At 67.5% G+C, this 26,498-nt stretch carries 28 protein-coding genes; 23 read left to right on the top strand and 5 right to left on the bottom strand.

The genetic code is table 11. The features are described from left to right. The first annotated feature begins 1 nt into the window (after position 1). The 3 genes from ACIPR8_RS00935 to ACIPR8_RS00945 are packed head-to-tail and all read left to right on the top strand — an operon-like array spanning position 2 to position 2,435. Positions 2 to 1,057, top strand: coding sequence for a class I SAM-dependent methyltransferase (locus ACIPR8_RS00935; protein ID WP_313252323.1), 1,056 nt, complete (start codon positions 2 to 4; stop codon positions 1,055 to 1,057). Continuing rightward, entirely contained in the window at positions 1,054 to 1,761 is a 708-nt protein-coding gene (locus ACIPR8_RS00940; RefSeq protein WP_446539887.1) for a pseudouridine synthase, read from the top strand. Before ACIPR8_RS00935 ends, ACIPR8_RS00940 begins: the two co-directional genes overlap by 4 nt. Further along, a complete protein-coding gene (locus tag ACIPR8_RS00945; protein ID WP_446539888.1) occupies positions 1,758 to 2,435 on the top strand; it encodes an HAD family hydrolase in 678 nt (225 codons plus the stop codon). Before ACIPR8_RS00940 ends, ACIPR8_RS00945 begins: the two co-directional genes overlap by 4 nt. Before the next feature lie 101 nt (positions 2,436 to 2,536). Here the strand turns inward: ACIPR8_RS00945 and ACIPR8_RS00950 are convergent, their stop codons facing one another. Further along, a complete protein-coding gene (locus tag ACIPR8_RS00950) occupies positions 2,537 to 3,106 on the bottom strand; it encodes a DUF1415 domain-containing protein (protein WP_192287771.1) in 570 nt (189 codons plus the stop codon). Between the two features lie 191 nt (positions 3,107 to 3,297). Between ACIPR8_RS00950 and ACIPR8_RS00955 the strand changes: the two genes are divergently transcribed. The 3 genes from ACIPR8_RS00955 (at position 3,298) to ACIPR8_RS00965 (ending at position 7,084) form a co-directional block, all read left to right on the top strand. Next, positions 3,298 to 4,761 (top strand): benzaldehyde dehydrogenase, encoded by a 1,464-nt coding sequence (locus ACIPR8_RS00955; RefSeq protein ID WP_446539889.1) that lies wholly within the window; start codon positions 3,298 to 3,300, stop codon positions 4,759 to 4,761. Between the two features lie 14 nt (positions 4,762 to 4,775). Beyond that, on the top strand, positions 4,776 to 5,903 hold the full coding sequence (locus ACIPR8_RS00960) for an NAD(P)-dependent alcohol dehydrogenase (RefSeq protein WP_446539890.1): 1,128 nt from the start codon (positions 4,776 to 4,778) through the stop codon (positions 5,901 to 5,903). Positions 5,904 to 5,977: 74 nt separating this feature from the next. Beyond that, positions 5,978 to 7,084 (top strand): helix-turn-helix domain-containing protein, encoded by a 1,107-nt coding sequence (locus tag ACIPR8_RS00965; RefSeq protein ID WP_446539891.1) that lies wholly within the window; start codon positions 5,978 to 5,980, stop codon positions 7,082 to 7,084. Between the two features lie 18 nt (positions 7,085 to 7,102). On the opposite strand, the gene ACIPR8_RS00970 is transcribed toward ACIPR8_RS00965, so the two are convergent. Both ACIPR8_RS00970 and ACIPR8_RS00975 read right to left on the bottom strand, forming a co-directional pair. Next, on the bottom strand, positions 7,103 to 7,588 hold the full coding sequence (locus ACIPR8_RS00970) for a YajQ family cyclic di-GMP-binding protein (RefSeq protein ID WP_446539892.1): 486 nt from the start codon (positions 7,586 to 7,588) through the stop codon (positions 7,103 to 7,105). 85 nt (positions 7,589 to 7,673) lie between these two features. Beyond that, complete coding sequence (locus tag ACIPR8_RS00975) at positions 7,674 to 8,765, bottom strand: serine hydrolase domain-containing protein (RefSeq protein WP_446539893.1); 1,092 nt, start codon at positions 8,763 to 8,765, stop codon at positions 7,674 to 7,676. Positions 8,766 to 8,870: 105 nt separating this feature from the next. Here ACIPR8_RS00975 and ACIPR8_RS00980 point away from each other — a divergent pair, with 105 nt between their 5' ends. From ACIPR8_RS00980 to ACIPR8_RS01005, 6 genes are all read left to right on the top strand, one after another. Next, positions 8,871 to 9,767 carry a DMT family transporter gene (locus ACIPR8_RS00980; RefSeq protein WP_132865787.1) on the top strand — a complete coding sequence of 299 codons (897 nt, stop codon included), beginning with the start codon at positions 8,871 to 8,873 and terminating at the stop codon, positions 9,765 to 9,767. A gap of 270 nt (positions 9,768 to 10,037) precedes the next feature. After that, positions 10,038 to 11,045 carry a methionine ABC transporter ATP-binding protein gene (locus ACIPR8_RS00985; RefSeq protein WP_192287765.1) on the top strand — a complete coding sequence of 336 codons (1,008 nt, stop codon included), beginning with the start codon at positions 10,038 to 10,040 and terminating at the stop codon, positions 11,043 to 11,045. Beyond that, entirely contained in the window at positions 11,042 to 11,731 is a 690-nt protein-coding gene (locus tag ACIPR8_RS00990) for a methionine ABC transporter permease (RefSeq protein ID WP_192287764.1), read from the top strand. The genes ACIPR8_RS00985 and ACIPR8_RS00990 overlap by 4 nt, the downstream gene beginning before the upstream one ends. Before the next feature lie 84 nt (positions 11,732 to 11,815). Further along, a complete protein-coding gene (locus tag ACIPR8_RS00995; RefSeq protein WP_192287763.1) occupies positions 11,816 to 12,610 on the top strand; it encodes a MetQ/NlpA family ABC transporter substrate-binding protein in 795 nt (264 codons plus the stop codon). A gap of 143 nt (positions 12,611 to 12,753) precedes the next feature. Next, on the top strand, positions 12,754 to 13,317 hold the full coding sequence (locus ACIPR8_RS01000) for a DUF1453 domain-containing protein (RefSeq protein WP_446539894.1): 564 nt from the start codon (positions 12,754 to 12,756) through the stop codon (positions 13,315 to 13,317). A 60-nt stretch (positions 13,318 to 13,377) separates the two neighbouring features. Then, on the top strand, positions 13,378 to 14,139 hold the full coding sequence (locus ACIPR8_RS01005) for a YiiX/YebB-like N1pC/P60 family cysteine hydrolase (protein WP_132865782.1): 762 nt from the start codon (positions 13,378 to 13,380) through the stop codon (positions 14,137 to 14,139). Between the two features lie 89 nt (positions 14,140 to 14,228). Here ACIPR8_RS01005 and ACIPR8_RS01010 read toward each other — a convergent pair whose 3' ends face one another. Continuing rightward, positions 14,229 to 14,870 (bottom strand): OmpW/AlkL family protein, encoded by a 642-nt coding sequence (locus ACIPR8_RS01010; protein WP_132865781.1) that lies wholly within the window; start codon positions 14,868 to 14,870, stop codon positions 14,229 to 14,231. A gap of 202 nt (positions 14,871 to 15,072) precedes the next feature. Between ACIPR8_RS01010 and ACIPR8_RS01015 the strand changes: the two genes are divergently transcribed. The 5 genes from ACIPR8_RS01015 to ACIPR8_RS01035 all read left to right on the top strand — a co-directional run bounded on the left by ACIPR8_RS01015 (position 15,073) and on the right by ACIPR8_RS01035 (position 20,799). Then, positions 15,073 to 15,627 carry a DNA-deoxyinosine glycosylase gene (locus ACIPR8_RS01015; protein ID WP_446539895.1) on the top strand — a complete coding sequence of 185 codons (555 nt, stop codon included), beginning with the start codon at positions 15,073 to 15,075 and terminating at the stop codon, positions 15,625 to 15,627. 187 nt (positions 15,628 to 15,814) lie between these two features. Continuing rightward, positions 15,815 to 17,194, top strand: a complete 1,380-nt coding sequence (gene aceF / locus ACIPR8_RS01020; RefSeq protein ID WP_192287760.1) for a dihydrolipoyllysine-residue acetyltransferase — start codon at positions 15,815 to 15,817, stop codon at positions 17,192 to 17,194. Continuing rightward, on the top strand, positions 17,191 to 17,850 hold the full coding sequence (locus ACIPR8_RS01025) for a hypothetical protein (protein WP_446539896.1): 660 nt from the start codon (positions 17,191 to 17,193) through the stop codon (positions 17,848 to 17,850). The genes aceF and ACIPR8_RS01025 overlap by 4 nt, the downstream gene beginning before the upstream one ends. A gap of 17 nt (positions 17,851 to 17,867) precedes the next feature. Further along, positions 17,868 to 20,015 (top strand): dihydrolipoyl dehydrogenase, encoded by a 2,148-nt coding sequence (lpdA, locus tag ACIPR8_RS01030; RefSeq protein WP_446539897.1) that lies wholly within the window; start codon positions 17,868 to 17,870, stop codon positions 20,013 to 20,015. Positions 20,016 to 20,091: 76 nt separating this feature from the next. Next, positions 20,092 to 20,799, top strand: a complete 708-nt coding sequence (locus tag ACIPR8_RS01035) for a DUF6624 domain-containing protein (RefSeq protein WP_446539898.1) — start codon at positions 20,092 to 20,094, stop codon at positions 20,797 to 20,799. 118 nt (positions 20,800 to 20,917) lie between these two features. Here ACIPR8_RS01035 and ACIPR8_RS01040 read toward each other — a convergent pair whose 3' ends face one another. Next, entirely contained in the window at positions 20,918 to 21,742 is an 825-nt protein-coding gene (locus tag ACIPR8_RS01040; protein WP_132865775.1) for a hypothetical protein, read from the bottom strand. Between the two features lie 441 nt (positions 21,743 to 22,183). Here ACIPR8_RS01040 and ACIPR8_RS01045 point away from each other — a divergent pair, with 441 nt between their 5' ends. The 6 genes from ACIPR8_RS01045 (at position 22,184) to atpA (ending at position 26,457) form a co-directional block, all read left to right on the top strand. Further along, positions 22,184 to 22,549, top strand: coding sequence for an ATP synthase subunit I (locus tag ACIPR8_RS01045; protein ID WP_192287756.1), 366 nt, complete (start codon positions 22,184 to 22,186; stop codon positions 22,547 to 22,549). A 24-nt stretch (positions 22,550 to 22,573) separates the two neighbouring features. Further along, on the top strand, positions 22,574 to 23,371 hold the full coding sequence (atpB, locus tag ACIPR8_RS01050) for a F0F1 ATP synthase subunit A (protein ID WP_132865774.1): 798 nt from the start codon (positions 22,574 to 22,576) through the stop codon (positions 23,369 to 23,371). A gap of 73 nt (positions 23,372 to 23,444) precedes the next feature. Further along, complete coding sequence (atpE, locus tag ACIPR8_RS01055; RefSeq protein WP_054661978.1) at positions 23,445 to 23,747, top strand: F0F1 ATP synthase subunit C; 303 nt, start codon at positions 23,445 to 23,447, stop codon at positions 23,745 to 23,747. 115 nt (positions 23,748 to 23,862) lie between these two features. After that, positions 23,863 to 24,333: a F0F1 ATP synthase subunit B gene (locus ACIPR8_RS01060; RefSeq protein ID WP_132865773.1), complete on the top strand. Its 471-nt coding sequence runs from the start codon at positions 23,863 to 23,865 to the stop codon at positions 24,331 to 24,333. Positions 24,334 to 24,336: 3 nt separating this feature from the next. Continuing rightward, positions 24,337 to 24,864: a F0F1 ATP synthase subunit delta gene (locus ACIPR8_RS01065; RefSeq protein ID WP_132865772.1), complete on the top strand. Its 528-nt coding sequence runs from the start codon at positions 24,337 to 24,339 to the stop codon at positions 24,862 to 24,864. Positions 24,865 to 24,909: 45 nt separating this feature from the next. After that, a complete protein-coding gene (gene atpA, locus ACIPR8_RS01070) occupies positions 24,910 to 26,457 on the top strand; it encodes a F0F1 ATP synthase subunit alpha (protein ID WP_192287754.1) in 1,548 nt (515 codons plus the stop codon). Positions 26,458 to 26,498: the final 41 nt, after the last annotated feature.

Here is a 26,498-nt window from a genome sequence, read left to right on the forward strand (position 1 = left end):
CATGCCCGCCCTGCAAGACGCCCCGCTGCAAACCCTGTTCCTGCCCTTTTCCCATGCCGGCCTGCGTTGGCCGGCCGGTCCGGTGTTGTTCCTGCGCGCCCGCGATGGCTGGCCGCTGCGCGAGCACGCCGCGCCGGGGCAACTGGTCTGCGCGCAGAGCTTCCGCCCGTTCGCCGACGCGCTGGGGCGCAGTGGCTGGCAGGTGGTGGACGAGGACGCGCTGGACGCCGACGACACGCGTTATGCGCTGGTGCTGGTGCTGCCGCCGCGCCAGCGTGATGAGGCCCGCGCGCTGTTCGCCCGTGCGCTGTCGTCGTTGGCACCGGGCGGCATCGTGGTTGCCTGCCAGTCCAACAACGAGGGCGCGCGCTCGGGCGAGAGCGACCTGCAGCAGCTGGCCGGGCTGGGCGGCAAGTTGACCAAGAACCACTGCCGCACCTACTGGACCGCGCCGGCCGATGGCCGTCACGACGAAGCCCTGCGCAAGCGCTGGGCGGCACTGGACGCGCCGCGCGGCATCGTCGATGGGCGCTTCCAGAGCCGGCCTGGCGTGTTCGCCTGGGACCGCATCGACCCGGCCTCGGCGCTGCTGGTCGAACAGCTGCCGGCCGACCTGGCCGGGCGTGGCGCCGACCTCGGCGCTGGCTGGGGGTATCTGTCGGCCGAAGTGCTGGCACGCTGCCCCAAGGTCACCGCGCTGGACCTGTACGAAGCCGAGTCACGCGCGCTGGCGCTGGCCCGCCGCAACCTGGCCGGCAGCAGCGCCAAGCTGGACTTCCGCTGGCATGACGTCACCGCCGGCATCGACGGCCGCTACGACTTCGTCGTTTCCAACCCGCCATTCCACACCCCGGCGCGCGAAGACCGCCCCGACATCGGCCAGCGCTTCATCGCCGTGGCCGCGCAGGCACTGCGCCCGGGCGGGCAGCTGTTCATGGTGGCCAACCGCCACCTGCCGTACGAGCAGATCCTCAACGAGAGCTTCGGCCAGGTACGCGTGGCGGCCGAGCGCGATGGCTTCAAGGTGATCGTCGGCACCCGCGGGGGCCGCGCATGAAGCTGGTCAAGCACATCGCCAACCTTGGCTACGGCAGCCGCAAGCAGGTGCAGGGGATGTTCCGCGAAGGCCGCATCACCGACGCCGACGGCGAGGTGCTGTATGCCGACGACAAGGTTGAGCACGACGCCATCCGCGTCGACGGCGAACCGCTGGACCCGCCGCCCGGGCTGGCGCTGATGCTGTACAAGCCGACCGGCTACACCTGCTCGACCAAGGACCAGGGGCGGTTGGTCTACGACCTGCTGCCCGAGCGTTTCCGCGACCGCGACCCGGTGCTGTCCAGCGTCGGCCGCCTCGACCGCGATACCTCCGGCCTGCTGCTGATGACCGACGACGGCCAGCTGCTGCACCGCATCGTTTCGCCCAAGGCACGCCTGGACAAGGTCTACGTCGCCGAGCTGGCGCAGGACCTGCGCGGTGACGAGGCGGCGCAGTTCGCCAGCGGCACGCTGCTGCTGGAATCGGACGACAAGCCGCTGCTGCCGGCCGAACTGGAGGTGCTGGGCCCGCGCCAGGTGCGCCTGACCCTGCACGAAGGCCGCTACCACCAGGTGCGGCGCATGTTCGCCGCGGTCGGCAACCACGTGCAGGCGCTGCAGCGGGTGCGCATTGGCGGCCTGGACCTGGGCCAGCTGCAGCCGGGGCAATGGCGGCAACTGCAGGCCGCCGATCTGGAGACCCTGTTCGGAGCGGCCCAGTGAACCTGATGACGGGGCTGCCGGCACGTCCACAGGCGGTGATCTTCGACATGGACGGTCTGATGCTGGACAGCGAACGCGCGCTGCTCGGTTGCCTGGAACAGACCGCGCGCGCGCATGGCTACGAGGTGCCGCGCGCCCTGCTGCTGTCGCTGGTGGGCTCGGCCGATGCGGTTACCCGCCGCAGGCTGGGCGATGCACTGGGGGTGGAGCGCACCGACGCGCTGCTGGCCGATTCCTATGCCCGTTACGACGGCATCGTCGAAGCCGGCGTGCCGTTGCGCCCAGGCATCCTCGAACTGCTGAAGCTGCTGGACGCGCACCAGGTGCCGCGCGCGGTCGCCACCGCCACCCGCACGCCGTTGGCGCAGCGCAAACTGGAAGCGGCTGGCCTGCTGGCGTATTTCCAGGCCGTGGCCACCAGCACCGAAGTGGCCCATTCCAAGCCGGCACCGGACATCTACCTGCTCGCCGCGGCGCGGCTGGGCGTGGCACCGCAGCATTGCCTGGCGCTGGAAGATTCGCCGACCGGCGTGCGCGCGGCGCTGGCGGCGGGCATGACCACCATCCAGATTCCCGACCTGCTCGAGCCGGACGACGACGTCCGCGCACTGGGCCACCGCATCACCGGCTCGCTGCACGACGTGCACCAGATGCTGCAACCCTGGCTGGGCTGAACCCGGCCACGTTCCCTCACGGCAGCGCGGGCAAGCGGTTCGCCCGGTGACCCTCCCGCAGGCCGGGATGCAATCCCGGCGCCATGCAACGCACGTGGGTTTCAGTGCGGCTTTTCGCCCGACAACAACCGCTCCCAGCCGTCCACGCCCAGCTTGTCCAGCGTGGCGATGTTGCGTTCCACGATCACGTCCGGGTCGGGGAAGGCCGCCACCGCGCGCTCCACGCTGTCTTCGCGCAGCAGGTGCAGGATCGGGTAGGGCGCGCGGTTGGTGTAGTTGCTGACGTCGTCCGGAGCCACGCCCTCGAACTGGTACTGCGGATGGAAGCTGGCCACCTGCAGGATGCCCGGCAGGTCCAGCGCTTCCAGCACCGCGTCGGCGTTGTCGAGGAAGTCGTTGTACTCCAGGAAATCGGTCAGCACGTCCGGATGGATGATCAGCGTCGTGTCGATCTGCTCGGCCGGGGTGTCGCGCAGCAGCACCAGCTCCTCGGCGAGTTCTTCCAGCAGTGCCTCGGGCGTGGTCGCATCGCTGAGCACGAAGCGCACCTGCTGCTTGACGTACACCGCCTTGGCGAACGGGCACAGGTTCAGGCCGATCACCGCCTTCTCCAGCCAGTTCCGGGTAACAGCGATGGGATCGGGGGCAAGGTGGTCGGTGAAGTCGGTCATGGCAGGCCCTTTGGGCTGGCTGGGGGGCCGATTGTAGAGGTTCCGGCACACCTGCTGTCCCGCAATGAAACACCCGCAAGTCCCGTAATGGCGGCCTGCGCGGGCATCTGCGTGATTGTCGGGCACGGCCAATAGCCAACGCCGGGGTGGGGGTATCCAATGCATCGCAAGCGATGCGTGGAGCGTGTGTGATGAGCGTACAGACCTTCCTGCCGGCCGCACTCTGGTCGGGCAAGCAGTTCGTCGGGCAGTGTCGGGACGGACGCATCCTGCACGAGGTACGCGAGCCGGCGACCGGGCGTGCCCTGGGCCAGGTGGCGATGGCCTCGCCCGAGCAGATCGCCGAGTCGGCGGCGCGGGCCGCGCACGTGCAGCGTGCATGGGCCGATGCCGGGCACGAAGTGCGCGCAGGTGTGCTGCGTCGTGCCGCCGTGCTGGCCGAAACCCATTCCGGCGAGATCGTTGACTGGCTGGTGCGCGAGGGCGGGTCGACGCGGCTCAAGGCCGGCTCCGAGCTGAAGGTGGTTGTCCGCGTGCTGCACGAGGCGACGGCATTGCCCTCCCGTGCCGTTGGCGAGGTGCTGCCGTCGCAGCCGGGGCGGTTGAGCCTGGCGCGGCGGCGCCCGCTGGGCGTGGTCGGGGTGATCTCGCCGTTCAACTTCCCGCTGTACCTGGCCCTGCGCGCGGTCGCGCCGGCCTTGGCGCTGGGCAATGCGGTGGTGCTCAAGCCGGACCCGCGCACCGCCGTGTGCGGTGGGCTGGTGATCGCCCGCCTGTTCGAACTGGCCGGCCTGCCGGAAGGCGTGCTGCATGTCCTGCCCGGGGATGGCGCCGCCGGTGCGGCGCTCAGCCGTGACCCGCACGTGCGGATGATCCAGTTCACCGGGTCCACCGCCGCCGGGCGCAAGGTCGGCGAAACCGCGGGCCAGCACCTGAAGAAGGTGTCGCTGGAACTGGGCGGGAAAAACACTCTGATCATCCTGGACGACGCCGACATCGACCTGGCCGTGGCCAACACCGCCTGGGGCGCGTACCTGCACCAGGGCCAGATCTGCATGGCGACCGGGCGCGTGCTGGTGCAGCGTGGCCTGTACGCGGCGTTCGTGGAAAAGCTGGTGGCCAGGGCAAAGCAGCTGAAGGTGGGTGACCCCGCGCAGGAGGACGTCGCACTGGGGCCGCTGATCAACGCGCAGCAACGCGACCACGCCATCGGCATCGTCAACGCCGCGCGCGCGGCCGGCGCCACGCTGGCGGCCGGCGGTACGTTCCACGACCTGTTCTTCGCGCCGACCGTGTTGGCCAACGTGGGCCGTGACAATCCCGCGTTCGGCGAGGAGATCTTCGGCCCGGTGGCAGTGGTGGTGCCCTTCGACAGCGACGATGAAGCGGTCGAACTGGCCAATGACACGCCCTACGGCCTGTCGATGGGCGTGATCAGCGCCAACGTCGGGCGTGCCTTGAAGCTCGGCGAGCGCCTGCATGCCGGCCTGTTGCACATCAACGACCAGACCGTGAACGACGAGGTGCTCAACCCGTTCGGGGGCGTGGGCATCTCGGGCAACGGCACCAGCATTGGTGGCCCGGCCAACCTCGACGAGTTCACCCAGTGGCAGTGGCTGACGATCAAGGCCGATGCCCCTGCCTATCCGCTGTAAGCCAGGAGACCGGCATGAATGCGATTGATGCAACGCGCGAGATCACCGTGGCAGTGGTGCGCGGCAAGGAACAACCCTTCCATATCGAGCAGGCGCGTATCCGCGGCCCGCGCAGCGACGAGGTGCTGGTACGGATCGTGGCGACGGGCCTGTGCCACACCGACCTGATCGTGCGCGACCAGTACTACCCGGTGCCGTTGCCGATCGTGCTTGGCCACGAAGGCGCGGGGGTGATCGAAGCGATTGGCCCGGAAGTGAAGGGGCTCGCGGTGGGGGACCACGTGGTGCTGGCCTACGGTGCCTGCGGGCATTGCAAGCCGTGCAGCAGCGGCCACGGCGCGTACTGCGTCGACTTCTATGCGCAGAATTTCGGCGGCGCCGCGGCCGATGGTTCCAACGCGCTGGAGGACGCCCACGGCGCCCCGCTGCACGACCACTTCTTCGCCCAGTCCTCCTTCGCCACCTATGCCCTGGCGCGCGAGAACAACGCGGTGAAGGTGCCCGACGACGCACCGCTGGAACTGCTGGGGCCGTTGGGCTGTGGCATCCAGACCGGTGCCGGGGCGGTCATCAACTCGATGAAGGTCACGCCCGGCAGCAGTTTCGCCGTCTACGGCGCCGGTGCGGTCGGCTTGAGCGCGGTGATGGCCGCGCACGTGGCGGGTGCGGCCGTCATCATCGCCGTGGACGTGGTGCCGTCGCGGCTGGCGCTGGCGCGGGAACTGGGCGCCACCCATGTCATCGACAGCCACACGCAGGACATCGTCGCGGCGGTGCAGCAGATCAGCCCCGGCGGCGTGGACTACGCGCTGGAATCCACCGGCCGCGCCGACGTGCTGGAGCAGGGCGTCACCGCCTTGGCCAAGCTCGGCGTGATCGGCGTGGTCGGTGCTTCGAAGATGGGCACCCAGGCCAGCTTCGACGTCAACAATCTGCTGATGGGCGGGCGTAGCATCCGTGGCGTGGTCGAAGGCGACAGCGTGCCGCAGGTGTTCATCCCGCAACTGGTGCAGTTGTACCTGCAGGGGCGCTTTCCGTTCGACCGGCTGGTGACATTCTACCCGCTGGCGCAGATCAACCAGGCGGCCGAGGACAGCCGCCGTGGCATCACGCTCAAGCCGATCCTGCGCATCGGCGGCTGAAGGCGGGACGAGGTGTCGGGAATGCACACAACGCGGGCAGGCCGCCGCCGCGCCCAGCCGCAGGAGTCGCCGTGATGACCGGGATCATCCAGGAGCGCCAGCAACAGCTGGCCCATGCGCGCCACGCGTTCGCCGAAGGCGGACCGCTGCCCGTCCACCTGCTGCCGCCCCCGCTGCTGCGCTCGTGGCAACGCTCGCGGCAGGCCGGCATCGCGCCGCGCGAGGCCCCGCTGCTGCAGCCGCGCATCGCCCGTCCACCACCGCCGGAGCACCCGGACGACCGGCGCCTGGCACGCTGCGTGCAGCATGAACTGGACCGGCTGTGGGCCGCGTTCGGCGGCCGCCACTGGACCCTGTTCTGCGTGAATGCACAGGGATGGATCGTGGCCCAGCGCGAGCACGGCCTGACCGATTCGCCGCTGCTGCGCTCGATCCAGCTCGGCCGGCGGCTGCGCGAGTCGCACCTGGGCACCACCGCCCCCAGCTGCGCGCTGGCCGATGACCTGCCGGTGCTGGTGCGTGGCAACGAACACTACCTGGACCACTTCGCGCGCACCTTCTGCCTGAGCGTGCCGCTGCATAGGCTGGAAGGCCAGGTGCTGGGCGCGCTGGACATCACCGGCAACGGCGACCGCAACGCCGCGCTGCTGCTGGACTACTTCCGCCAGGCGGCGTTGTCGGTGGAGAACCGGTTGATGCTCGAATGCCGGCCGTGCCACCTGCTGGCCCTGCAGCATGATCCACGCTGGCTGCACACCCCGTTCCAGGGGCTACTGGCGGTGGAGGAGAACGGGCGCGTCCGTGCCGCCAACCGCATCGCCCGGCGCCTGCTTGACCTGCCACGGCGTGGCCCGTTGCCGACGCTGATGCTGGAAGGCCTGTTCGCCGCGGCCAACGTGCACCAGCGGCGGCGCCTGCTGCAGGCCGGGGCGGCGCGACGCGTGTCGGTCAGCGAGGACCGGGCGGTGTACGTGCAGTACCTGCGCCCGCCGGTGCCGCGGCGCGGCAGTATCGCCATCCCGGAGGCGGCCCGGCAGGCGGGGCAGGGCTCGCTGCGTGCGCAGGGCACGCGTGCGGTGCATGAAGCCATGCAACTGCACCAGGGCAATGTCAGCGCGGCCGCGCGCCGGCTCGGCATCTCGCGCACCACGCTGTACCGCAAGCTGCAGCAGGGCGACTGACCCTGCCGCGGCGTTGGATCAATCGCGGAAGTTGTCGAACTGCAGCGGCTGCTCGAACTCACCCTTCTTCAGCAGCGCGATCACTTCCTGCAGGTCGTCGCGCTTCTTGCCGTTCACGCGCAGCTTGTCGCCGTTGATCTGGGTGTCGACCTTGATCTTGGCTTCCGTGATCCTGGCGGCGATCTGCTTGGCCAGCTTCTGCTCGATGCCCTGCTTGACCGTGACCTGCTGGCGCGCGCCGCCCAGGTTGGTCTCGATGTCGCCGAACTCCATGCAGCGGAAGTCGATGTTCCGCGCGGACAGGCGCAGGCGCAGGATGTCGGCCATCTGCTTGAGCTGGAAGTCGGTGGGCGCGGTGAGCTTGATCAGCTTCTCGTCCTCCAGATCGAACTTGGCATCCACGCCCTTGAAATCGAAGCGGGTGGACAGCTCGCGGTTGGCCTGGTCGATGGCGTTGGTCAGCTCGTGCTTGTCAACTTCGGAAACGACGTCGAAAGAAGGCATGGGGGTAACTCCGTTCAATGAAAACCACCGCCATTCTAGGCGATGCCTTGCACCCCGGTAGAGCACCGCCATGATGCGCCGGCGTTCAGGGCCCCTTCCACTGCGCATGCAGCAGGTTGGACACCGCATAGCAGGCCGGGGCGTCCTTGTTGGACAACACCACCACCGTCTCGCCGGTGCGCGGGTAGTGGCGCACGTCGGTGCAGATGCCGTCGGCGCTGCCGCCGTGGCCCCAGCGGAAATCGCGCTCCGGCACGCCTTCGCCATAGCCGGTGGCAAAGAACCCCAGCCCCATGAACTCGCGCTGGGTGCGCGTGGCCTCGGCCAGCAGGGCAGGAGGCAGCAGCTTGCCTGCGTTCAACGCCTGCACGAAGCGCAGCAGGTCGCGCGCGGTACCCACCTCGCCGCCGGCGGCAAAACCGCGCGCCGGCAGCGTGGCGCAATTGCGCACGCGCTTGCCGTCGACCTCCACGTAGCCCGCGGCCAGGTCGGGGGCCGGGTCGCTGCAGTCCACGAAGCCGGTCCGGGTCATGCCGGCCGGTGCGAGGACGTGCTGCCGGATGTAACTTTCGAAGTCCTGCCCGGACAGTACCTCGACCATCCTGCCGAGCACGATGTAGCCGTAGTTGCCGTACTTCTGCTGCGTGCCGGGCGTGAACTCCGGGGCACGGCCACCGTGCAGCGCGATCATGTCGGCCAGCGTCCGCAGCCGGACGCGCTCTGCGGAATGCGTGGCACCGAACAGCTCCTCGATGTCACCGGCGCCGGCGCTGTGGGTGAGCAGTTGCCGGACGGTTACCCCGTCGGCGAATGCCCGGTTCGGATAGTCCTTGAGCACCTGCCCGACCGGCGAGTCCAGGCCGAGCTTGCCTGCGGCCACCTGCTGCAACACCGCCACGCTGGTGAACATCTTGCCGGCCGAGGCGAAGTTCAGGCGGTCACCGGCCTGCAGCGGCGCATCGCCGTTCTCGTCGCGCCGGCCGTAGGCCTTCTCGAACAGCACCGTGTCGCCGTTGGCCACCAGCACCACGCCGGAGAACTTGCCGGCCGCTTCCACGCCCAGCGCGAAGCCGTCCAGCTGGGCCAGCGCAAGCGGGTCGGGAACCTCGCCGGCCAGCGACGGCCAGGGCAGCGTGGCCAGCAGGCAGGCCAGCAACGGGCGGAGGGGAACGGGCAACCGCGGACACTTCGCTTGCATGGGAATCTCCCGGCACGATGTGGGCTGAACATAGCGCACCGGCCGGGGTTACCGATAATGCGCGCGACAGCGGATAATCGATCCATGTCCGTAACCAAATCCCCCGCGCGCGCCATCATCTGGATGCTGGCCGCCGTCGCCTTCTTTTCGCTGATGGATGCCGGCATGAAGATGCTGGCCGAAAGCTATCCCACCCTGCAGGTGACCACGCTGCGTGGCGCGGCCTCGTTGCCGTTCGTGCTGGTGTGGGTGCTGATGACCGCTGGCCCGCGTTCGATCATCCCGGTGCGCTGGGGCCTGCACCTGCTGCGCGGCGTGCTGGGCATGGTGATGATCGGTTGCTTCGTCTACGCGCTGCGCACGCTGCCGTTGTCCACCGCCTACACGATCTACTTCGTCGCCCCGCTGCTGGTGGCCGCGCTGTCGGTGCCGTTGCTGGGTGAGTACGTGGGGCCGCGCCGCTGGGTGGCCATCGGCATCGGCCTGCTCGGCGTGATGGTGGTGCTGCGCCCGGGCGTGGATGGTTTCATTTCCTTCCCCGGGCTGATGGTGCTGATCGCGGCCACGGCCTACGCGATCGCCGCGGTGACGGTCAGCCTGCTGACCCGCACCGATACCCCGCAGTCGATGGTGGTGTGGTTCCTGCTGATCATGGCGGTGGGTGCGGGCCTGCTGGCCTGGCCGCAGTGGCAACCGCTGCAGTGGAAGCACGCTGCCCTGATCGCCGGCATGGGCCTGGCCGGGGCGCTGGGCCAGATCGCGCTGACCAAGGCGTTCCAGCTCGGCCAGGCCTCGCTGATCGCGCCGCTGGAGTACACCGGGCTGGTCTGGGTGATCGGCTGGGACCTGATGCTGTGGGACAAACTGCCCGATCGCTGGACCTGGATCGGCGCGGCGATCATCGTCGCCAGCGGCCTGTACCTGCTGCACCGCGAGCGGGTCCAGCAGGCCCATCGGGCCGGTCCGGTCGACCATCCCTGAGCCCGCGCCGGCGGCACGTAGGCAGGCAATCCCGGTGAGGCCTTTCCGGCCGGGCCCGAAGCCATCCTCCCCTGTTGTCCCCTTGGGCTGCGTCCAGGGGAGGGGGCAGGGCAGCGCCCGGGTCGGGATGGGGCCCGGTGGGCCAGCCGCAGCCCCGGAGATGCCGGCTTAGAACCAAAAGGAATAAGCTTCCGTCCATCAGCACGCGCGCCGGGCGGTCGGCGCTGCTAGGCTGCACGCCCCCATTCTGTCCCCCCGGTTGCCCAGGCAGTGATCGCGTTCCAGAACCTGCAGAAGTCCTATGTCGTCGATGGTCGCGCGATCACCGCGCTGCATCCGCTTGATCTGACGATCGAGGCCGGCGAGGTATTCGGCATCATCGGCCATTCCGGTGCCGGCAAGTCCACCCTGATCCGCCTGATCAACCGCCTGGAAGAACCCAGCGGCGGCCGCGTGCTCATCGACGGGCAGGACGCCACCGCGCTGGACGATGCCGGCCTGCGTGCGCTGCGCCGCCGCATCGGCATGATCTTCCAGCACTTCAACCTGCTGTCCTCGCGCACGGTGGCGGCCAATGTCGCCTTCCCGCTGGAACTGGCCGGCACCGCGCAGGCCGAGATCGATGCGCGCGTCGCCGAACTGCTGCGCACCGTGGGCCTGGAAGCCCATGCCAGCAAGTACCCGGCGCAGCTGTCCGGCGGCCAGAAGCAGCGTGTGGGCATCGCGCGTGCGCTGGCCACGCGCCCGCAGATCCTGCTGTGCGACGAGGCCACCAGCGCGCTGGATCCGCAGACCACCGCCTCGGTGCTGTCGCTGCTGGGCAAGATCAACCGCGAGCTGGGCCTGACCATCGTGCTGATCACCCACGAGATGGACGTGATCCGCCGTGTCTGCGACCGCGTGGCCGTGCTCGACGCCGGGCACCTGGTCGAGATGGGCCCGGTGACCGATGTGTTCCTGCACCCGCAGCATCCCACCACCCGCCGCTTCGTGTCCGAGTCCGAGCACGTGGACGAAGGCGAGCAGCTGCGCGACTACGCCGCGGTCAACGGCCGCATCGTGCGCCTGACCTTCCTCGGCAATGACACCTACGAACCGCTGCTGGGCCGCATCGCGCGCGAGACCGGGGTGGACTACAACATCCTGTCCGGCCGCATCGACCGGATCAAGGACACGCCCTATGGCCAGCTGACCGTCGCACTGGTCGGGGGTGACCAGGACGCGGCGCTGGCGGTGTTCGCCGGCGCCGGCGTACACGTGGAGGAGCTGCGCCAATGATGTTCGCGACCGCAGGCGGCTTCTTCCGCCACCTCGATGCCGGCAAGTGGGCCGACATCGGCCAGGCCACCCTGGACACCCTGCTGATGCTGGCCGGCTCGTTGCCGCTGACCATGGCCATCGGCCTGCCGCTGGGCGTGCTGCTGTTCCTGACCGGTTCGCCGCAGCTGCACCGCAAGCCGGTGGTCTACGGCGTGCTGGCGCTGCTGGTGAACCTGCTGCGCTCGGTGCCCTTCATCATCCTGATGATCGTGCTGATCCCGGTCACGCTGGGCCTGATGGGCACCTCGCTGGGCGTGCGCGGCGCGATCCTGCCGCTGGTCGTCGGCGCCGCGCCGTTCTATGCGCGCCTGGTCGAGACCGCCCTGCGCGAAGTGGACCGCGGCGTGATCGAAGCCAGCCAGGCGATGGGGGCGACCACCCGCCAGCTGGTGTTCAAGGTACTGCTGCCGGAGGCGCGTCCGGGCCTGATCGCCGGCGCCACGGTCACCACCATCGCGCTGATCGGCTTCACCGCGATGGGCGGTGCGATCGGTTCCGGTGGCCTGGGCGACCTGGCCTTCCGCGATGGCTACCAGCGCTCGCACACCGACGTGGCGCTGGTCACCGTGGTGCTGCTGCTGGTGCTGGTCCAGTTGCTGCAGATGGCCGGCGACCGGCTGGTCGCGCACTACAGCCGCAAGTAAGCCGCGCCCGGCCGTGCGTCGTCCGCGCGGCGGGCCTGTTACGGTATGCCGTCCACCATCCTTCCCCACGGGATCCTGATTCCTATGAAAAAGCTGCTCGCCTTCCCCCTGTTCGCCGCCGCGCTGGCGCTTTCGGCCTGCGGCAAGCCGGCCGCGGACGAGTCCAGGCTGGTGGTCGCGGCCACCGCGGTGCCGCACGCCGAGATCCTGGAAGTGGTCAAGCCGCTGATGCAGAAGGAAGGCGTCACGCTCGACGTGCGCGTGTTCAACGACTACGTGCAGCCCAACGACCAGCTGGTGCAGAAGCAGGTGGACGTGAACTACTTCCAGACCGAGCCGTACCTGCAGGCCTACAACCGTGACCGCAAGACCGACCTGGTCACCGTCACCGGCGTGCACATCGAGCCGTTCGGTGCCTATTCGCGTCGCTTCACCTCGCTGGCCGAACTGCCCAGCGGCGCCGACGTGGTGATCCCGAACGACCCCAGCAACAACAGCCGCGCGCTGATCCTGCTGGACAAGGCCGGCGTCATCAAGCTCAAGGACCCGTCCAACGCACTGTCCACCCAGCGCGACATCGTCGAGAACCCCAAGGGCCTGAAGTTCCGCGAGCTGGACTCGGCGATGCTGCCGCGCGTGCTCGATCAGGTCGACCTGGCCCTGATCAACACCAACTACGCGCTGGATGCGGGCCTGAACCCGACCAAGGATGCGCTGGCCATCGAGAGCAGCGATTCGCCCTACGTGAATTTCCTGGTCGCGCGCCCGGACAACAAGGACGACGCCCGCGTGCAGAAGCTGGCCAAGGCCCTGACCAGCCCGGAAGTGAAGGCCTTCATCGAGCAGAAGTACAAGGGCGCGGTACTGCCGGCGTTCTGACCCACGCACCGCTCGTGCCGGGCCACGCGCGGCAGGGGCGTGCCCGGTGAAGTCCCGGCGGGGCATGGCTCCGCTCTACCGGCCATCACGCGCGCCGGCCTATGCTCTCCGTTCCCGCTGCATCACGAACGGACCCTGACACCATGCCGATGCTGTTCGCCCTGCCGTTGGGGCTGCTGGTCTTCGTTGCGATCACGCTGCTGCTGTTGCCGCTGTCGCTGTGGCAGCGCGTGCGCAACGGTGGCGCGCGACGCCAGGCGCGGCCCTGGCTGGTCACCTTCAATTTCTGGGGCACGCTGGTCTCGACCGTGATGTTCGTGGTGTTCACCGCCATCGCCGGCTTGTGGTGGACCAACGCCTGGGCCTATGCCGCCCTGGGATGGCTGGTGGGGCTGCTGGTCGGCGTGCTGGGCTACCGGCTCACGCAGTTCGACCCGGGTCCGGACGTGCTGTTCTACAAGCCCAGCACGGCGCTGGTGCTGCTGTTGACCCTGATGATCGTGGTGCGCCTGGTGGCAGGCCTGGTGCAGGGATGGCAGGCCTCGGTGAACGGCGTGGCCTGGCCGCAAAGCGGCTGGCTCAGCCATGCCGGCCTGCTGGCGATGGCGGCCCTGCTGCTGGGCTATGCCGGCATGTACGCACTGTTGCTGCGGCAACGGGTACGGCATCACCTGCGCTATCGTCGCTACGACCGCAGCGTGCGCTGATCCATGGCGGCCACGCCGGGCTGCCGGTAGGCTGGTGCAACGATCCTGCCGGGGGTATCCATGGGCGTGTTGAACCTGCTGGGACGCCGGATGGCGCATTTCCTCGCCCAGCCACGGCGTCGCCAGATGCGGCCGTCCACCAGCGACCCGGCGTTGCTGGCGCGGACGCTGCGACGCGGCGACGTGCTGCTGGTGGAAGGCAACAGCCGCTTCGCCACGGCGATCAAGTACCTCACCCAGTCCACCTGGTCGCACGCCGCGCTGTACATCGGCGAGGAGCCATTGCATGAAGGCGGGCGGCCGCAGCCGATGCTGATCGACGTGGACGTGGAGCAGGGCGTGCGGCGCATTCCGCTCAGCGAGTTCGCCCACCAGCACACGCGCATCTGCCGTCCACAGGGGCTGGCGCCGATGGTGGTGGAACAGCTGGTCGCATTCATGCGTGCACGGCTGGGCTACAGCTACGACCTGAAGAATGTGTTCGACCTGGCCCGTTACCTGATCCGCCAGCCGCCCGTGCCCGGCAACATGCGCCGGCGCCTGATCGCGCTGGGCAGCGGCGAGCCGACCAAGGCGATCTGCTCGACCTTGCTGGCGCAGGCATTCGAGTCGATCCGCTACCCGATCCTGCCCGAGATCGAAACGGTGCTGGAGCAGGCCGGTGGCCGCGAACAGCGGCTGGAGATCCTGCACATCCGCAACTACAGCCTGTACACGCCGCGCGACTTCGACGTCTCGCCGTTCTTCGACGTGATCAAGCCACGCCTGCAATCCGGCTTCGACTACCTCGCCCTGCAATGGAGCGAAGACGGCACCCCGTGAAGCCGCCCTGCGGCTGCGTGAACGAAGACAGGCACGGACCGCGAACGGTCCGTGCCTGTTGGATCAACCGCTGCTTTGTTCTGGAGGAATCAGAAGCGGGCGCCGATACCAAAGCCCACGGTCCACGGGTCCAGCTTCAGGTCCTGGCCGGTGCCGGCGCCAGCGACGCGCAGTTCCGGACGGGCGTGCATGTAGCGTGCATCGGCACGGGCGAACCAGGTGGAGTTGATGTTCATGTCCACGCCGACGGTGCCGATGGCGCCCTTGGCGGTTTCCACGGCGACGTGGTCGCCGGTGCCGGACAGGCCATCGATCTTCTCGTTGCTGAAGTTCGACTCGTAGTAGCCCACGCCCACGAACGGGCGGAACACGTTGTCAGCCGCGCCGAAGTGGTACTGCGCGCTCAGCGCGATCGGCTGCTGCTCGACCGAGCCGGCCTTGGCGCCGCCATCGGTGCGCACGCGGTGGTTGAACTTGTCGGCAGCACCCCACAGTTCCACGGCGATGTTGTCGTTGAAGTAGTAGCTGGCGCTCAGCGTCGGGGCCGGGCCGCCATCGAACTTGTCGATGCCGTCCACCGGATCGCTCTTGGGCTGCAGCAGCGCAACGCCGCCAACCACGGCAAAATGCTTGCCCGATGCAGTGTCAGCCGTGCCGTCCTGCGCGAACGCAGTGGAAGAAAGCGCAAGTGCGCCCAGGGTGGCAAGGCTCAGAATCTTGATCGAACGCATGACAAACTCCTCGTCTCTCTATCGGGACATTGTTGTTTTCGAGGCCCTCGTTGCGGGGCGTGGCAAACCCTAGCGATGCGAAGATGAATCGCTCTGTACGCATGGGGTTTTTTCTGTGCATGCGTTCAGTAAGCAATGGACGAAACCCCATGAAATCGGGACAAACCACCCAAAGTCCGTTCACGATGTTGTGGCGCGCGTGATGGACGAACAGCTACTGCAGGGATTGCCTGCGCAGGTGAATGCGGATTGCCGGGTGCTGGTGCTGGGTTCGATGCCGGGCGCGGTGTCACTGCAGCAGGCGCGTTACTACGCGCATCCGCGCAACCGCTTCTGGCCGTTGATGGGCGCGTTGTGCGGATTCGATCCCGCGCTGGAGTACACGCAGCGCCTGCATTGCCTGTTGCAGTCCGGGGTCGGTGTCTGGGACGTGATCGGCCAGTGCCGGCGCAGTGGCAGCCTGGATGCGGCCATCGAGCGGGGCAGCGAAGTGCCCAATGCGCTGCCGGCGCTGATCCAGGGCCTGCCCGGGCTGCGCGCCATCGCCTGCAATGGCGGTGCCGCCGCCGCGGCGTTCCGGCGCTGGGTGTCCCCGGCTTTGCCGCCTTTGGCGGCTGCGCTGCCGGTGCTGGCGCTGCCTTCCACCAGTCCGGCCAACGCGGCATGGACATTGCCGCGCCTGCACGCCGCCTGGGCACCGCTGCAGCCGTGGCTGGAAACCGGCGCGCAAGCTGCCCCAACGGCCCGTGGCCGTTGACGGGCAGGACATCAGGGACAACCGTTCGGGTCAGTATTGATGGCTTGGCTGGGACAACCGCCGCGCCCGGCCGGGCTTGGGAGGTGGCTGTCCAGGGACATACGTAGGCGAATTCAGTGGAGGCGGTTGGCGCTGCGGCCCGGGGACGCCACAATAGGAGATTCCCTCACTGTTGCTGGAGTTATTCATGGCCGAAATCAAGGAAGCACTTGTCCCCGATATCGGTGACTACAGCGACATTCCGGTGATCGAGATCCTGGTTGCCGTCGGCGACACGGTGAAGAAGGACCAGGGCCTGGTCACGCTGGAATCGGACAAGGCCACGATGGAAGTGCCGTCCGCCTATGCCGGCGTGGTCAAGGAACTCAAGGTCAAGGTGGGTGACACCCTGTCCGAGGGCAAGGTCGTGGCCGTGATCGAAGTGGCCGAGGAGAGCGCCGCCAAGCCGGCCGCCGCAGCTGCCCCGGCCGCGCCGGCCAAGGTCGAGCCGACCGCCGAGACCGGTGCCAAGGTCGAGCCGGTGGCTGTTGCCCCGGTGGCCGACAAGCTGGCCCAGCGCGAGATCCAGCAGGAAGACGCGCTGCCGGCCGGCACCCCGGCGACCCCGCCGGTGCAGTTCAACGCCGAAGGCGTGTTGCCGTCCAAGGTGCCGTATGCCAGCCCTGCGGTGCGCGTGTTCGCCCGTGAGCTGGGCGTGGACCTGGCCCAGGTGGGGGGCAGCGAGAAGGGCGGGCGCATCACCAAGGCCGACGTGCAGAAGTTCGTCAAGGGCGCCCTGAGCGGCGGCGTGGCCGTGGCCGGTGCCGCACCGGCCGCCGCCGGCGGTGGCCTGAACCTGCTGCCGTGGCCGAAGGTGGACTTCAGCAAGTTCGGCGAGACCGAGGTGCAGCCGCTGTCGCGCATCAAGAAGATCTCCGGCGCCAACCTGGCCCGCAACTGGGCGATGATCCCGCACGTCACCCAGTTCGACCAGGCCGACATCACCGAGCTGGAAGCCCTGCGCGTGGCGCTGAACAAGGAAAACGAGAAGGCCGGCATCAAGCTGACCATGCTCGCCTTCCTGATCAAGGCCAGCGCCGCGGCGCTGAAGAAGTTCCCCGAGTTCAACGCCTCGCTCGATGCCAGCGGCGAGAACCTCACCCTGAAGAAGTACTTCCACATCGGCTTCGCCGCCGACACGCCGAACGGGCTGGTCGTGCCGGTGATCCGCGACGTGGACAAGAAGGGTGTGGTGCAGATCGCGCAGGAAACCGGCGAGCTGGCGAAGAAGGCACGCGACGGCAAGCTCGGCCCGGCCGACATGAGCGGCGGCTGCTTCTCGATCAGCTCGTTGGGCGGCATCGGCGGCACCGCCTTCACCCCGATCGTCAATGCACCGGAAGTGGCCATCCTGGGCGTGTCCAAGTCCTCGATCCAGCCGGTCTGGAACGGCAAGGAATTCGCCCCCAAGCTGCTGCTGCCGCTGTCGCTGAGCTACGACCACCGCGTCATCGACGGCGCGCTGGCCGCACGCTTCACCACGTACCTGTCGCAGGTGCTGGCCGACATGCGGCGCGTGCTGCTGTGACATCGGCCGCGCTCAAGCGGGCGCTGTTGATCGCGTTGCTGGGGCTGGCGTCCTCGCCGGCCCTGGCTGCTCGCCAGTGCGAAGCGGTGGTCGGCGAAGGCTGGCCGCCGGCGGTGGGCAACTACGGCCAGGCCGCCGCGCAGCTGCTGGGGGGCCAGGCCGAAGACGGCCTGTCGCTGCTGGTGTTGCCGGCGCGGGGCGTGGAGACCCAGGTGCTACTGCGGCGCGACGCCGGCAGCAGCCAGTGGCAGGTGCTGGCCGGCCAGGCCGACAAGCGCATCTACAACTGGGACGGCGGTGCCAGCCGTGGCGGGGTGAACCTGCGCCTGGACCAGTCGCCGGAGTTCGCCCAGGCGCCCCTGCCCGACGCACTGGCCCTGCGCCTGGTGGCGGCATGGGCCAGTGCCCTGGCCACGCCCGAAGTGGCTGCGCGTGCACCGGTGACCGATGGCGAGGTGGTGTCCTTCACCATCAACGGCGAGCGTTACAGCGGGTTGCGCCCCGGTTGCGGCCAACTGGCGGAGCTGCTGGAGCAGGCTGCGCTGCTGGTCGAGCTGGCGCACAGCAAGGACAAAAAATACGAGAAGCGCTACGAGGGCATCGAACGCGCGCTCGACAAGATGCATGACCGGTTCTACGGCGAAGACGCCGGCTGAGCCCACAGGAGAAGACAATGGCGACGATTGAAATCAAGGTTCCGGACATCGGTGATTACGACAAGGTGCCGGTGATCGAGATCCTGGTGGCCGTGGGCGACACGGTGAAGAAGGACCAGGGCCTGGTGACGCTGGAATCGGACAAGGCCACGCTGGAAGTGCCGTCCACGGCCGCAGGCGTGGTCAAGGAGATCAAGGTCAAGCTCGACGACAAGCTGTCGCAGGGCGACGTGGTGGTGGTGCTGGAAGCCGAAGGCGCAGGCGCTGCCCCGGCCGCCGCCCCGGCGCCGGCCGCCGCGGCTCCGGCTCCGGCGGCAACCCCGGCGCCTGCAGCGCAGCCGGCCGCCGCCGCGCCGGCTGCCGTCAACGCGCCCGCCGCGACCGGCCCGGTCGAGGTCAAGGTTCCGGACATCGGCGATTACGACAAGGTGCCGGTGATCGAGATCCTGGTGGCCGTGGGCGACACGGTGAAGAAGGACCAAGGCCTGGTGACGCTGGAATCGGACAAGGCCACCCTGGAAGTGCCGTCCACGGCCGACGGCGTGGTCAAGGAAATCAAGGTCAAGCTCGACGACAAGCTCTCGCAGGGTGACGTGGTGGTGGTGCTGGAGGCTGCCGGTGCCGCACCCGCAGCGGCCAAGGCCGTCCCGGGCAGCAAGCCGCCGGTGACCCCGTCGCACCGCGCACCGGACCCGGCCGTGGCCGCCAAGGCACTGCCATCGACCGGCCGCGCCGCCGACATCGAATGCCGCATCGTGGTGCTGGGCGCCGGCCCGGGCGGCTATACCGCCGCGTTCCGCGCCGCCGACCTGGGCATGGACACCGTGCTGGTCGAGCGCTACGCCAGCCTCGGTGGCGTCTGCCTCAACGTCGGCTGCATCCCGTCCAAGGCCCTGCTGCACGCGGCCGAGATCATCGACCATGCCGCGCATGCCGATGAACTGGGCATCACGTACGGCGCGCCGAAGATCAGCCTGGACAAGCTGCGCAGCTACAAGGAAAAGGTGGTCGGCCAGCTGACCAAGGGCCTGGCCGGCATGGCCAAGCAGCGCAAGATCCGTACCGTGCAGGGCGTGGCCAGGTTCGTCTCGGCCAACGAGCTGGAAATCACCGCCGCCGACGGCAAGACCCAGCTGCTGCGGTTCGAGCAGTGCATCATCGCCGCCGGTTCGCAGGCAGTGAAGCTGCCGAACTTCCCGTGGGACGACAAGCGCGTGATGGATTCCACCGACGCGCTGGAACTGGCCGAAGTGCCGGGTTCGCTGCTGGTCGTGGGCGGCGGCATCATCGGCCTGGAAATGGCCACCGTGTACAGCGCGCTGGGTGCCAAGGTCACCGTGGTCGAGTTCATGGACCAGCTGATGCCGGGCGCCGACAAGGACCTGGTCAAGCCGCTGGCCGACCGCCTGAAGAAGCAGGGCATCGAGGTCCACCTCAAGACCAAGGCCTCGGGCGTGACCGCCGACAAGAAGGGCATCACCGTCACCTTCGAGGCCGCCACCGAGGGCGAGAAGCCGGCGATGGAAAGCGGCACCTTCGATCGCGTGCTGGTGGCCGTCGGCCGCTCGGCCAACGGCAGGAAGATCGATGCCGACAAGGCCGGCGTCGAAGTCACCGACCGCGGCTTCATCCCGGTCGATCGCCAGATGCGCACCAACGTGCCGCACATCTTCGCCATCGGCGACATCGTCGGTAACCCGATGCTGGCCCACAAGGCCACGCACGAAGGCAAGCTGGCGGCCGAAGTGGCCTTCGGCGAGAAGAAGGAGTGGGTGGCGCGGGTGATCCCGTCAGTGGCCTACACCAACCCGGAGATCGCGTGGGTGGGTGTCACCGAGACCGAGGCCAAGGCCAAGGGCCTGAAGGTCGGCGTGGCCAAGTTCCCGTGGGCGGCCAGCGGCCGCGCCATCGGCATCGCGCGTACCGAAGGCTTCACCAAGCTGATCTTCGATGAGGAAACCCACCGCGTCATCGGTGGCGCCATCGTCGGCGTGCACGCCGGTGAACTGCTGGCCGAGATCGGCCTGGCCATCGAGATGGGTGCCGAGGCCGAGGACATCGGTCACACCATCCATGCCCACCCGACCCTGAGCGAGTCGGTGGCGATGGCATCGGAGATCTACGACGGCACCATCACCGACCTGTACCTTCCGAAGAAGAAGTAAGCTGCATACGAAGTGATCGTCACGACGCCCCTTCACCGGGGCGTCGTTGTTTGCGGATGTCGCAGGGAGAATGGGAATGTTGCGAGCGGTCGCGGTGATGGCGGTATTGGCATGCGCAGGCAACGCCTGCGCCGAGGAAGAAGACCCGGAGCTGGCGGCGGCATTGCTGAAGTGCCCTGCAGCGGCGGTTTTCGCCAAGGCCGAGGAAGCACGCAAGGCCGAGGACGCGCGCCGATGGGCCGGCATCACGCCCAGTGCGCCACCGCTGCGCGAGCAGCTGCTGGAAATGGCACGCGTCGACCAGGATGCGCGTGACGGCGACTGGTCGCAGGAGATGATCACGAAGATGCTGGCGGTGGACGCCGCCAACCTGCCGAGGATCAAGCAGATCGTCGCCGACCATCACGGCCTGCCGGGCGTGCGTGAAGTGGGCGCCGATGGCATGGCCGCAGCATGGTTGCTGGTGCAGCATGCAGACACCGATGCGGCCTTCCAGCAGCAGGTGCTGGAGGGCCTGGCGCCGAAGTTGGACAGCGGTGAAGTCTCCGCGCGTGAGTACGCGTTGCTGGTTGATCGCGTGCTGGTCAACACCGGCAAGCCGCAGCGCTATGGCAGCCAGCTGGCGGCGATCAGCAGCAGGTGGCAACCCAAGCCGATGGAAGCGCCCGAACAGGTTGATGCGCGTCGTGCCGCGCTGGGCCTGATGCCGCTGGCCGATTACCTCTGCGTCGCCGTGGAGATGTTCCCGGCACCGGCCACCGATGCGGACGGCAAGCTGCTGTAAACAGTGCGGCCGGTAGCTCCGCAGGGGCTTTCCTACCGAGGCCGCGTGCCGGGCAGGGCTTGGCACCACCACCACACAGCGTGACGTGCCAGGCAGCGCCTGGCACGTACGCCGTCGATCAGAACGACAGGCTCACGCCTGCCAGCGGGCCCTTGAACTCCTGCTTCAGGCCGATCACGCCGTCGCTGCCGCGCTTGTCGGCATCCAGCTTGAACCAGTCGTAGCCGGCGAAGATGCCGAAGTTCTGGTTGAAGTTGTACTGCACGATGGCATTGGCGCGGCTGAGGTCGCCCTTGTAGTCGTCGAAGTTGCCCCAGCGCGTGTTGAGGTACTGGCCCTGCAGGTTGATCAGCCAGTGCTCGGAGGGCGTGAAGGTCAGGCGCGCGCCGACCACCGGCGCGATGCCGTCGGTCTTCTCGTTGAGGAAGCGGCCCTGGTAGAGGTCGCCCAGGTCGGCATAGGCATCGGCGCTGACCTTGGCGTACTCGGCGCCCAACTGCAGGCCGACGTCGAACTTTTCGCTGTCCACCACCGAGTAGTCATAGACCAGCGTGGCCACCTGGTACTTCAGCTCGCCCTTGACGAAGCTGCCGGCCGGCACCGTGGTGTCGCCGTAGCTCACCGTTTCGCCCAGCGTCTGGCGGCGATCCTTGTCGTACTTGAAGTAGTCGAAGATCAGGCGCTGGCGGTCGCTGATGCGGAACAGGCCATCCACGCGCGGTTCCCACTCCTTGCCGCCCATGCCGAAATCCTCGGACAGGTTGATCGGCTGGCCACCGATCACGGTGCTGCCGCGGATGGTGTTGTCGGTGTCGATGTTCATCGCGCCCAGCCGCAGCGTGAAGCGCGGGTCCTCTTCGGCGGCGTGCACCGGCAATGCATGGAACAGGCCCAGCGCCAGCGCGCAGGGGGCGATCACGGGGAGGAGGTTGAGTTGGCGCATCGCGTGCTTTCTCGTGTTGCGGGAAAGCAATGGACTATCGGTGATCGCACGTACCATCGACGTGACCGGAGCGTGCACGCGATGTGCATGCGCGGGCGGAAATCACGGAGCAGGCGAGAGGTGCGGTGAGGTGGTGCCGCAGGGGACGGGCGACACCACCTCACCCGGTCCGCCGGGGCATTCGACGAGTAATGTCGACGGACACGGACAATCTGACAGGCCGGTTGACAGGAAGTTCCCGCTGCTGCAGCGCAATATCGCCCGCCCGCCCGGCCCCGGTGGGCAGGGGAAAAAACCAGCAAATGCGGCAACTTGCATAGTCAAAAGGGCAGGCTGATGGCGGTTGTCTCGCAAAATGTCCCGCTGTTATACTTTCGCGGCTCGACGAGGCGCCCACGCGCGGCTCGGTTCCCTTTATTCACCTGTGCAGGACACTTTGACGTGCTGAACTCCGTTGACGCGGGTCGGCGACTGATGTTGCGCGCCGCGGTCTATCCGCTGGCAGCAGTGGTGGTCCTGGCTCTGGCCTTCCTGTTCATGGGGCCGAAGTACGCACTTGGCGCGCTCGTCTCGGGCGTGACGGTGGTGGCGGGAACCGTTCTGGCGGCGTGGGTTGGGCTCGGTGGCGGCGTTCAGGCTGCCGGTTCAGCAATGATCCGCCTGTTCCTGGGGTTCGCGCTGAAGATCGTGTTGATCGTTGTTGTGCTGGTGCTGGCGTTTGTCTGGTGGCGGCTTCCTCCTTTGGCGCTGCTGGCCGCAATTCCAGTGGCGCTGATGTTCCAGGTTCTGGCTCTGGCCAGGCGTTGATCCATTTATAAAGGTTCCGGACTCATGGCGGGCGAGGCTCTTACCCCTACCACCTACATCCAGCATCACCTGCAGAATCTGACCGCCAAGGTCGGGGACGGCGGCGCGTTCTGGACCATCCACGTCGATACGATCGTCACCGCGGTGCTGATGGGCCTGCTGATGGTCTTCGCCTTCTGGATGGCGACCCGCAAGGCCACGGCCGGCGTGCCGGGCAAGTGGCAGGCCTTCGTTGAAATCTGCCTGGAGTTCGTTGACCGCCAGGCCAAGGACACCTACCACGGCAAGAGCAAGCTGGTGACGCCGATCGCGATCACCATCTTCTTCTGGATCCTCTTGATGAACCTGCTCAAGATGATCCCGGCTGATTTCATCGCCACGCCGCTGCATTGGATGGGCATTCCCGAGTGGAAGCCGGTCCCGACCGCCGACGTGAATGCCACCCTGGGCATGTCGATCAGCGTGTTCTTCCTGATGGTCTTCTTCTCGCTCAGCTCCAAGGGCCTGGTCGGCTTCATCAAGGAGTTCCTGACCGCTCCGTTCGGCAAGTGGATGATGCCGTTCAACCTGATCCTCAACATCGTCGAGTGGCTGAGCAAGCCGATTTCGCTGGCGATGCGATTGTTCGGCAACATGTTCGGCGGCGAAATCGTCTTCCTGCTGATCTGGGTGCTGGGCGGCGCCGGTGTGTTCGGTGCTGTTGCCGGTGGCGTGTTCGGCCTTGGCTGGATGCTGTTCCACCTGCTGGTGATCCCGCTGCAGGCCTTCATCTTCATGATGCTGTCGATCGTGTACCTGAGCCTGTCGGAAGACAGCCACTGAGTTACAAGCTTCAACCAGTTCCAACCTTCATCCGTTTCATCACCCTTAGCTACTTAAGTTCCTGGAGAAAACCATGTACTTCGCCGTCCTGACCAATCTCGCCCAAGTTCAGAGCTCCACCGCCCTTGCCGTTGGCATCATGATCGGCCTGGCCGCGCTGGGCGCCGGTCTGGGTCTGGCCATCATGGCTGGTAAGTTCCTGGAGTCGGCCGCTCGCCAGCCGGAACTGATCCCGGTCCTGCAGGTCCGCATGTTCATCACCGCCGGCCTGATCGACGCCGCATTCATCATCTCGGTCGCCGTTGGCCTGCTGCTGGCCTTCGCCAACCCGCTGGCTGCTGCCCTGCTGGCCGAAGCCGCCAAGCTGGCAGGCTGATCCAGCTGCAGTGAGACAGTCCGGTGCCTGCTGAAGGCGCCGGGCTTCGGATGAAGGTTCGGTTGCGCCGCCACGGCGGCGCAGCCACCCCCGACACCAGCGATCGAGCTAATTCATGAATATCAATCTCACCCTCTTTGCACAGGCCCTGGCCTTTGCCGCGCTGATCTGGATCATCGCGACCAAGATCTGGCCGCCGCTGTTGAAGGCCATCGAAGAGCGCCAGCAGAAGATCGCTGAAGGCCTCGCTGCTGCCGACCGCAGCCAGAAAGACCTGGCCCAGGCCGAAGTGAAGGTCAACGAGGCGCTGAAGGAAGCTCGTGGCAAGGCCAACGAGATCATCGACCAGGCGCACGCCCGGGCGAACCAGATCGTTGAAGCCGCCAAGAACGAAGCCATCGCCGAAGCCAACCGCCAGAAAGAACTGGCCCAGGCCGAAATCGACGCTGCCGCCAACCGTGCCCGCGAAGATCTGCGCAAGCAGGTGTCCGCCCTGGCCGTGACCGGCGCAGAAAAGCTGCTCAAGCGCGAAATCGATGCCAACGCCCACAAGGCGCTGCTCGACGAGCTGGCCGCGGAGATCTGATAGATGAGCCAGGCCCTCACGCTTGCCCGCCCGTACGCCCGCGCCGCTTTCGCGATTGCGCGCGAGGAAGGCAAGTTCGCGCCGTGGTCGGATGCGCTTGCGTTCTCCGCCCGCGTTGCCGCCGATCCGCGCGTGTCGGCCCTGCTGTCCAATCCGGAGCTGGGCCGCGGCGACGCCGTCGCCCTGCTGGCCCCGGAAGCGGCGGGTGAAACCTTCGGCCGCTTCCTGAACCTGCTGGCCGAGTCGCACCGCCTGCAGCAGCTGCCGGAAATCGCCGGCCTGTTCGACCAGATGCGCGCCGAGGCCGAAAACGTGGTCAAGGCCACGGTGACCTCGGCGGCCGAGCTGTCGGCTGACGAGCTGGAAAAGATCAAGGCCGCGCTGCGCAGGCGCTTCGGCCGCGACGTCGAGGTATCGACCGCGGTGGACGCTTCGCTGATCGGCGGCGCCGTGATCGATGCCGGCGATGTGGTCATCGATGGTTCGCTCAAGGGCAAGCTGTCCCGCCTGCAGACCGCGCTCGCACACTGAATTCAATTTAACGTCCGGCTTGATTGCCGGCACTAGGACTTGACGATGGCTACCACGCTCAACCCCTCCGAAATCAGCGAACTGATCAAGAACCGCATCGAGAAGGTCGCCCTGTCCGCGGAATCGCGCAACGAAGGCACCGTCACCTCGGTGTCCGACGGCATCGTGCGCATCTACGGCCTGGCTGACGTGATGCAGGGCGAAATGATCGAACTGCCGAACAACACCTACGCACTGGCGCTGAACCTGGAGCGCGACTCGGTCGGCGCCGTGGTGCTGGGTGACTACGAGCACCTGCGCGAAGGCGACGTGGCCAAGACCACCGGTCGCATCCTGGAAGTGCCGGTGGGCCCGGAAATGCTGGGCCGCGTGGTCAACGCGCTGGGTGAGCCGATCGACGGCAAGGGCCCGCTGGGCACCCACCTGACCGCCCCGGTGGAGCGTGTTGCCCCCGGCGTGATCTGGCGCAAGTCCGTCGACCAGCCGGTGCAGACCGGCTACAAGTCGGTCGACTCGATGATCCCGATCGGCCGTGGCCAGCGCGAGCTGATCATCGGTGACCGCCAGACCGGCAAGACCGCGATGGCCATCGATGCGGTGATCAACCAGAAGGGCACCGGCATCAAGTGCGTGTACGTCGCGATCGGCCAGAAGGCCTCGACCGTGGCCAACATCGTGCGCAAGCTGGAAGAGAACGGCGCGCTGGCCCACACCGTGGTCGTGGCCGCCACCGCTTCGGAATCGGCCGCGATGCAGTACATCAGCGCCTACTCCGGCTGCACCATGGGCGAGTACTTCATGGACCGCGGCGAAGACGCCCTGATCGTGTACGACGACCTGTCCAAGCAGGCCGTTGCCTACCGCCAGATCTCGCTGCTGCTCAAGCGCCCGCCGGGCCGTGAAGCCTACCCGGGTGACGTGTTCTACCTGCACTCCCGCCTGCTCGAGCGCGCAGCCCGCGTGTCGGAGGAGTACGTGGAGAAGTTCACCGAAGGCAAGGTCACCGGCAAGACTGGTTCGCTGACCGCGCTGCCGATCATCGAAACCCAGGCCGGCGACGTGTCCGCCTTCGTTCCGACCAACGTGATCTCGATCACCGACGGCCAGATCTTCCTGGAAACCGACCTGTTCAACGCTGGTATCCGTCCGGCCGTCAACGCCGGTATCTCGGTGTCGCGCGTGGGTGGCTCGGCCCAGACCAAGATCATCAAGAAGCTGTCCGGCGGCATCCGTATCTCGCTGGCCCAGTACCGTGAGCTGGCCGCGTTCGCGCAGTTCGCCTCGGACCTGGACGAAGCGACCCGCAAGCAGCTGGAGCGCGGTCAGCGCGTCACCGAGCTGATGAAGCAGAAGCAGTACCTGCCGATGTCCATCGCCGACCAGGCACTGTCGATCTACGCCGTCAACGAGGGTTACCTCGACGACGTGCCGGTCAACAAGCTGCTGGCCTTCGAAGCCGGCCTGCACGCGCACTTTGCCAACACCGCCGGCGAGCTGGTCTCCAAGATCAACGCCACCGGTGGCTGGAACGACGAGATCGAGGCGGCCTTCAAGAAGGGCATCTCCGATTTCAAGAGCACCGGCACCTGGTAACAGCGCAGGTAGAGCGGAGCCATGCTCCGCTTCACACTGAT

This window comes from Stenotrophomonas sp. LARHCG68 (genome assembly GCF_052871705.1).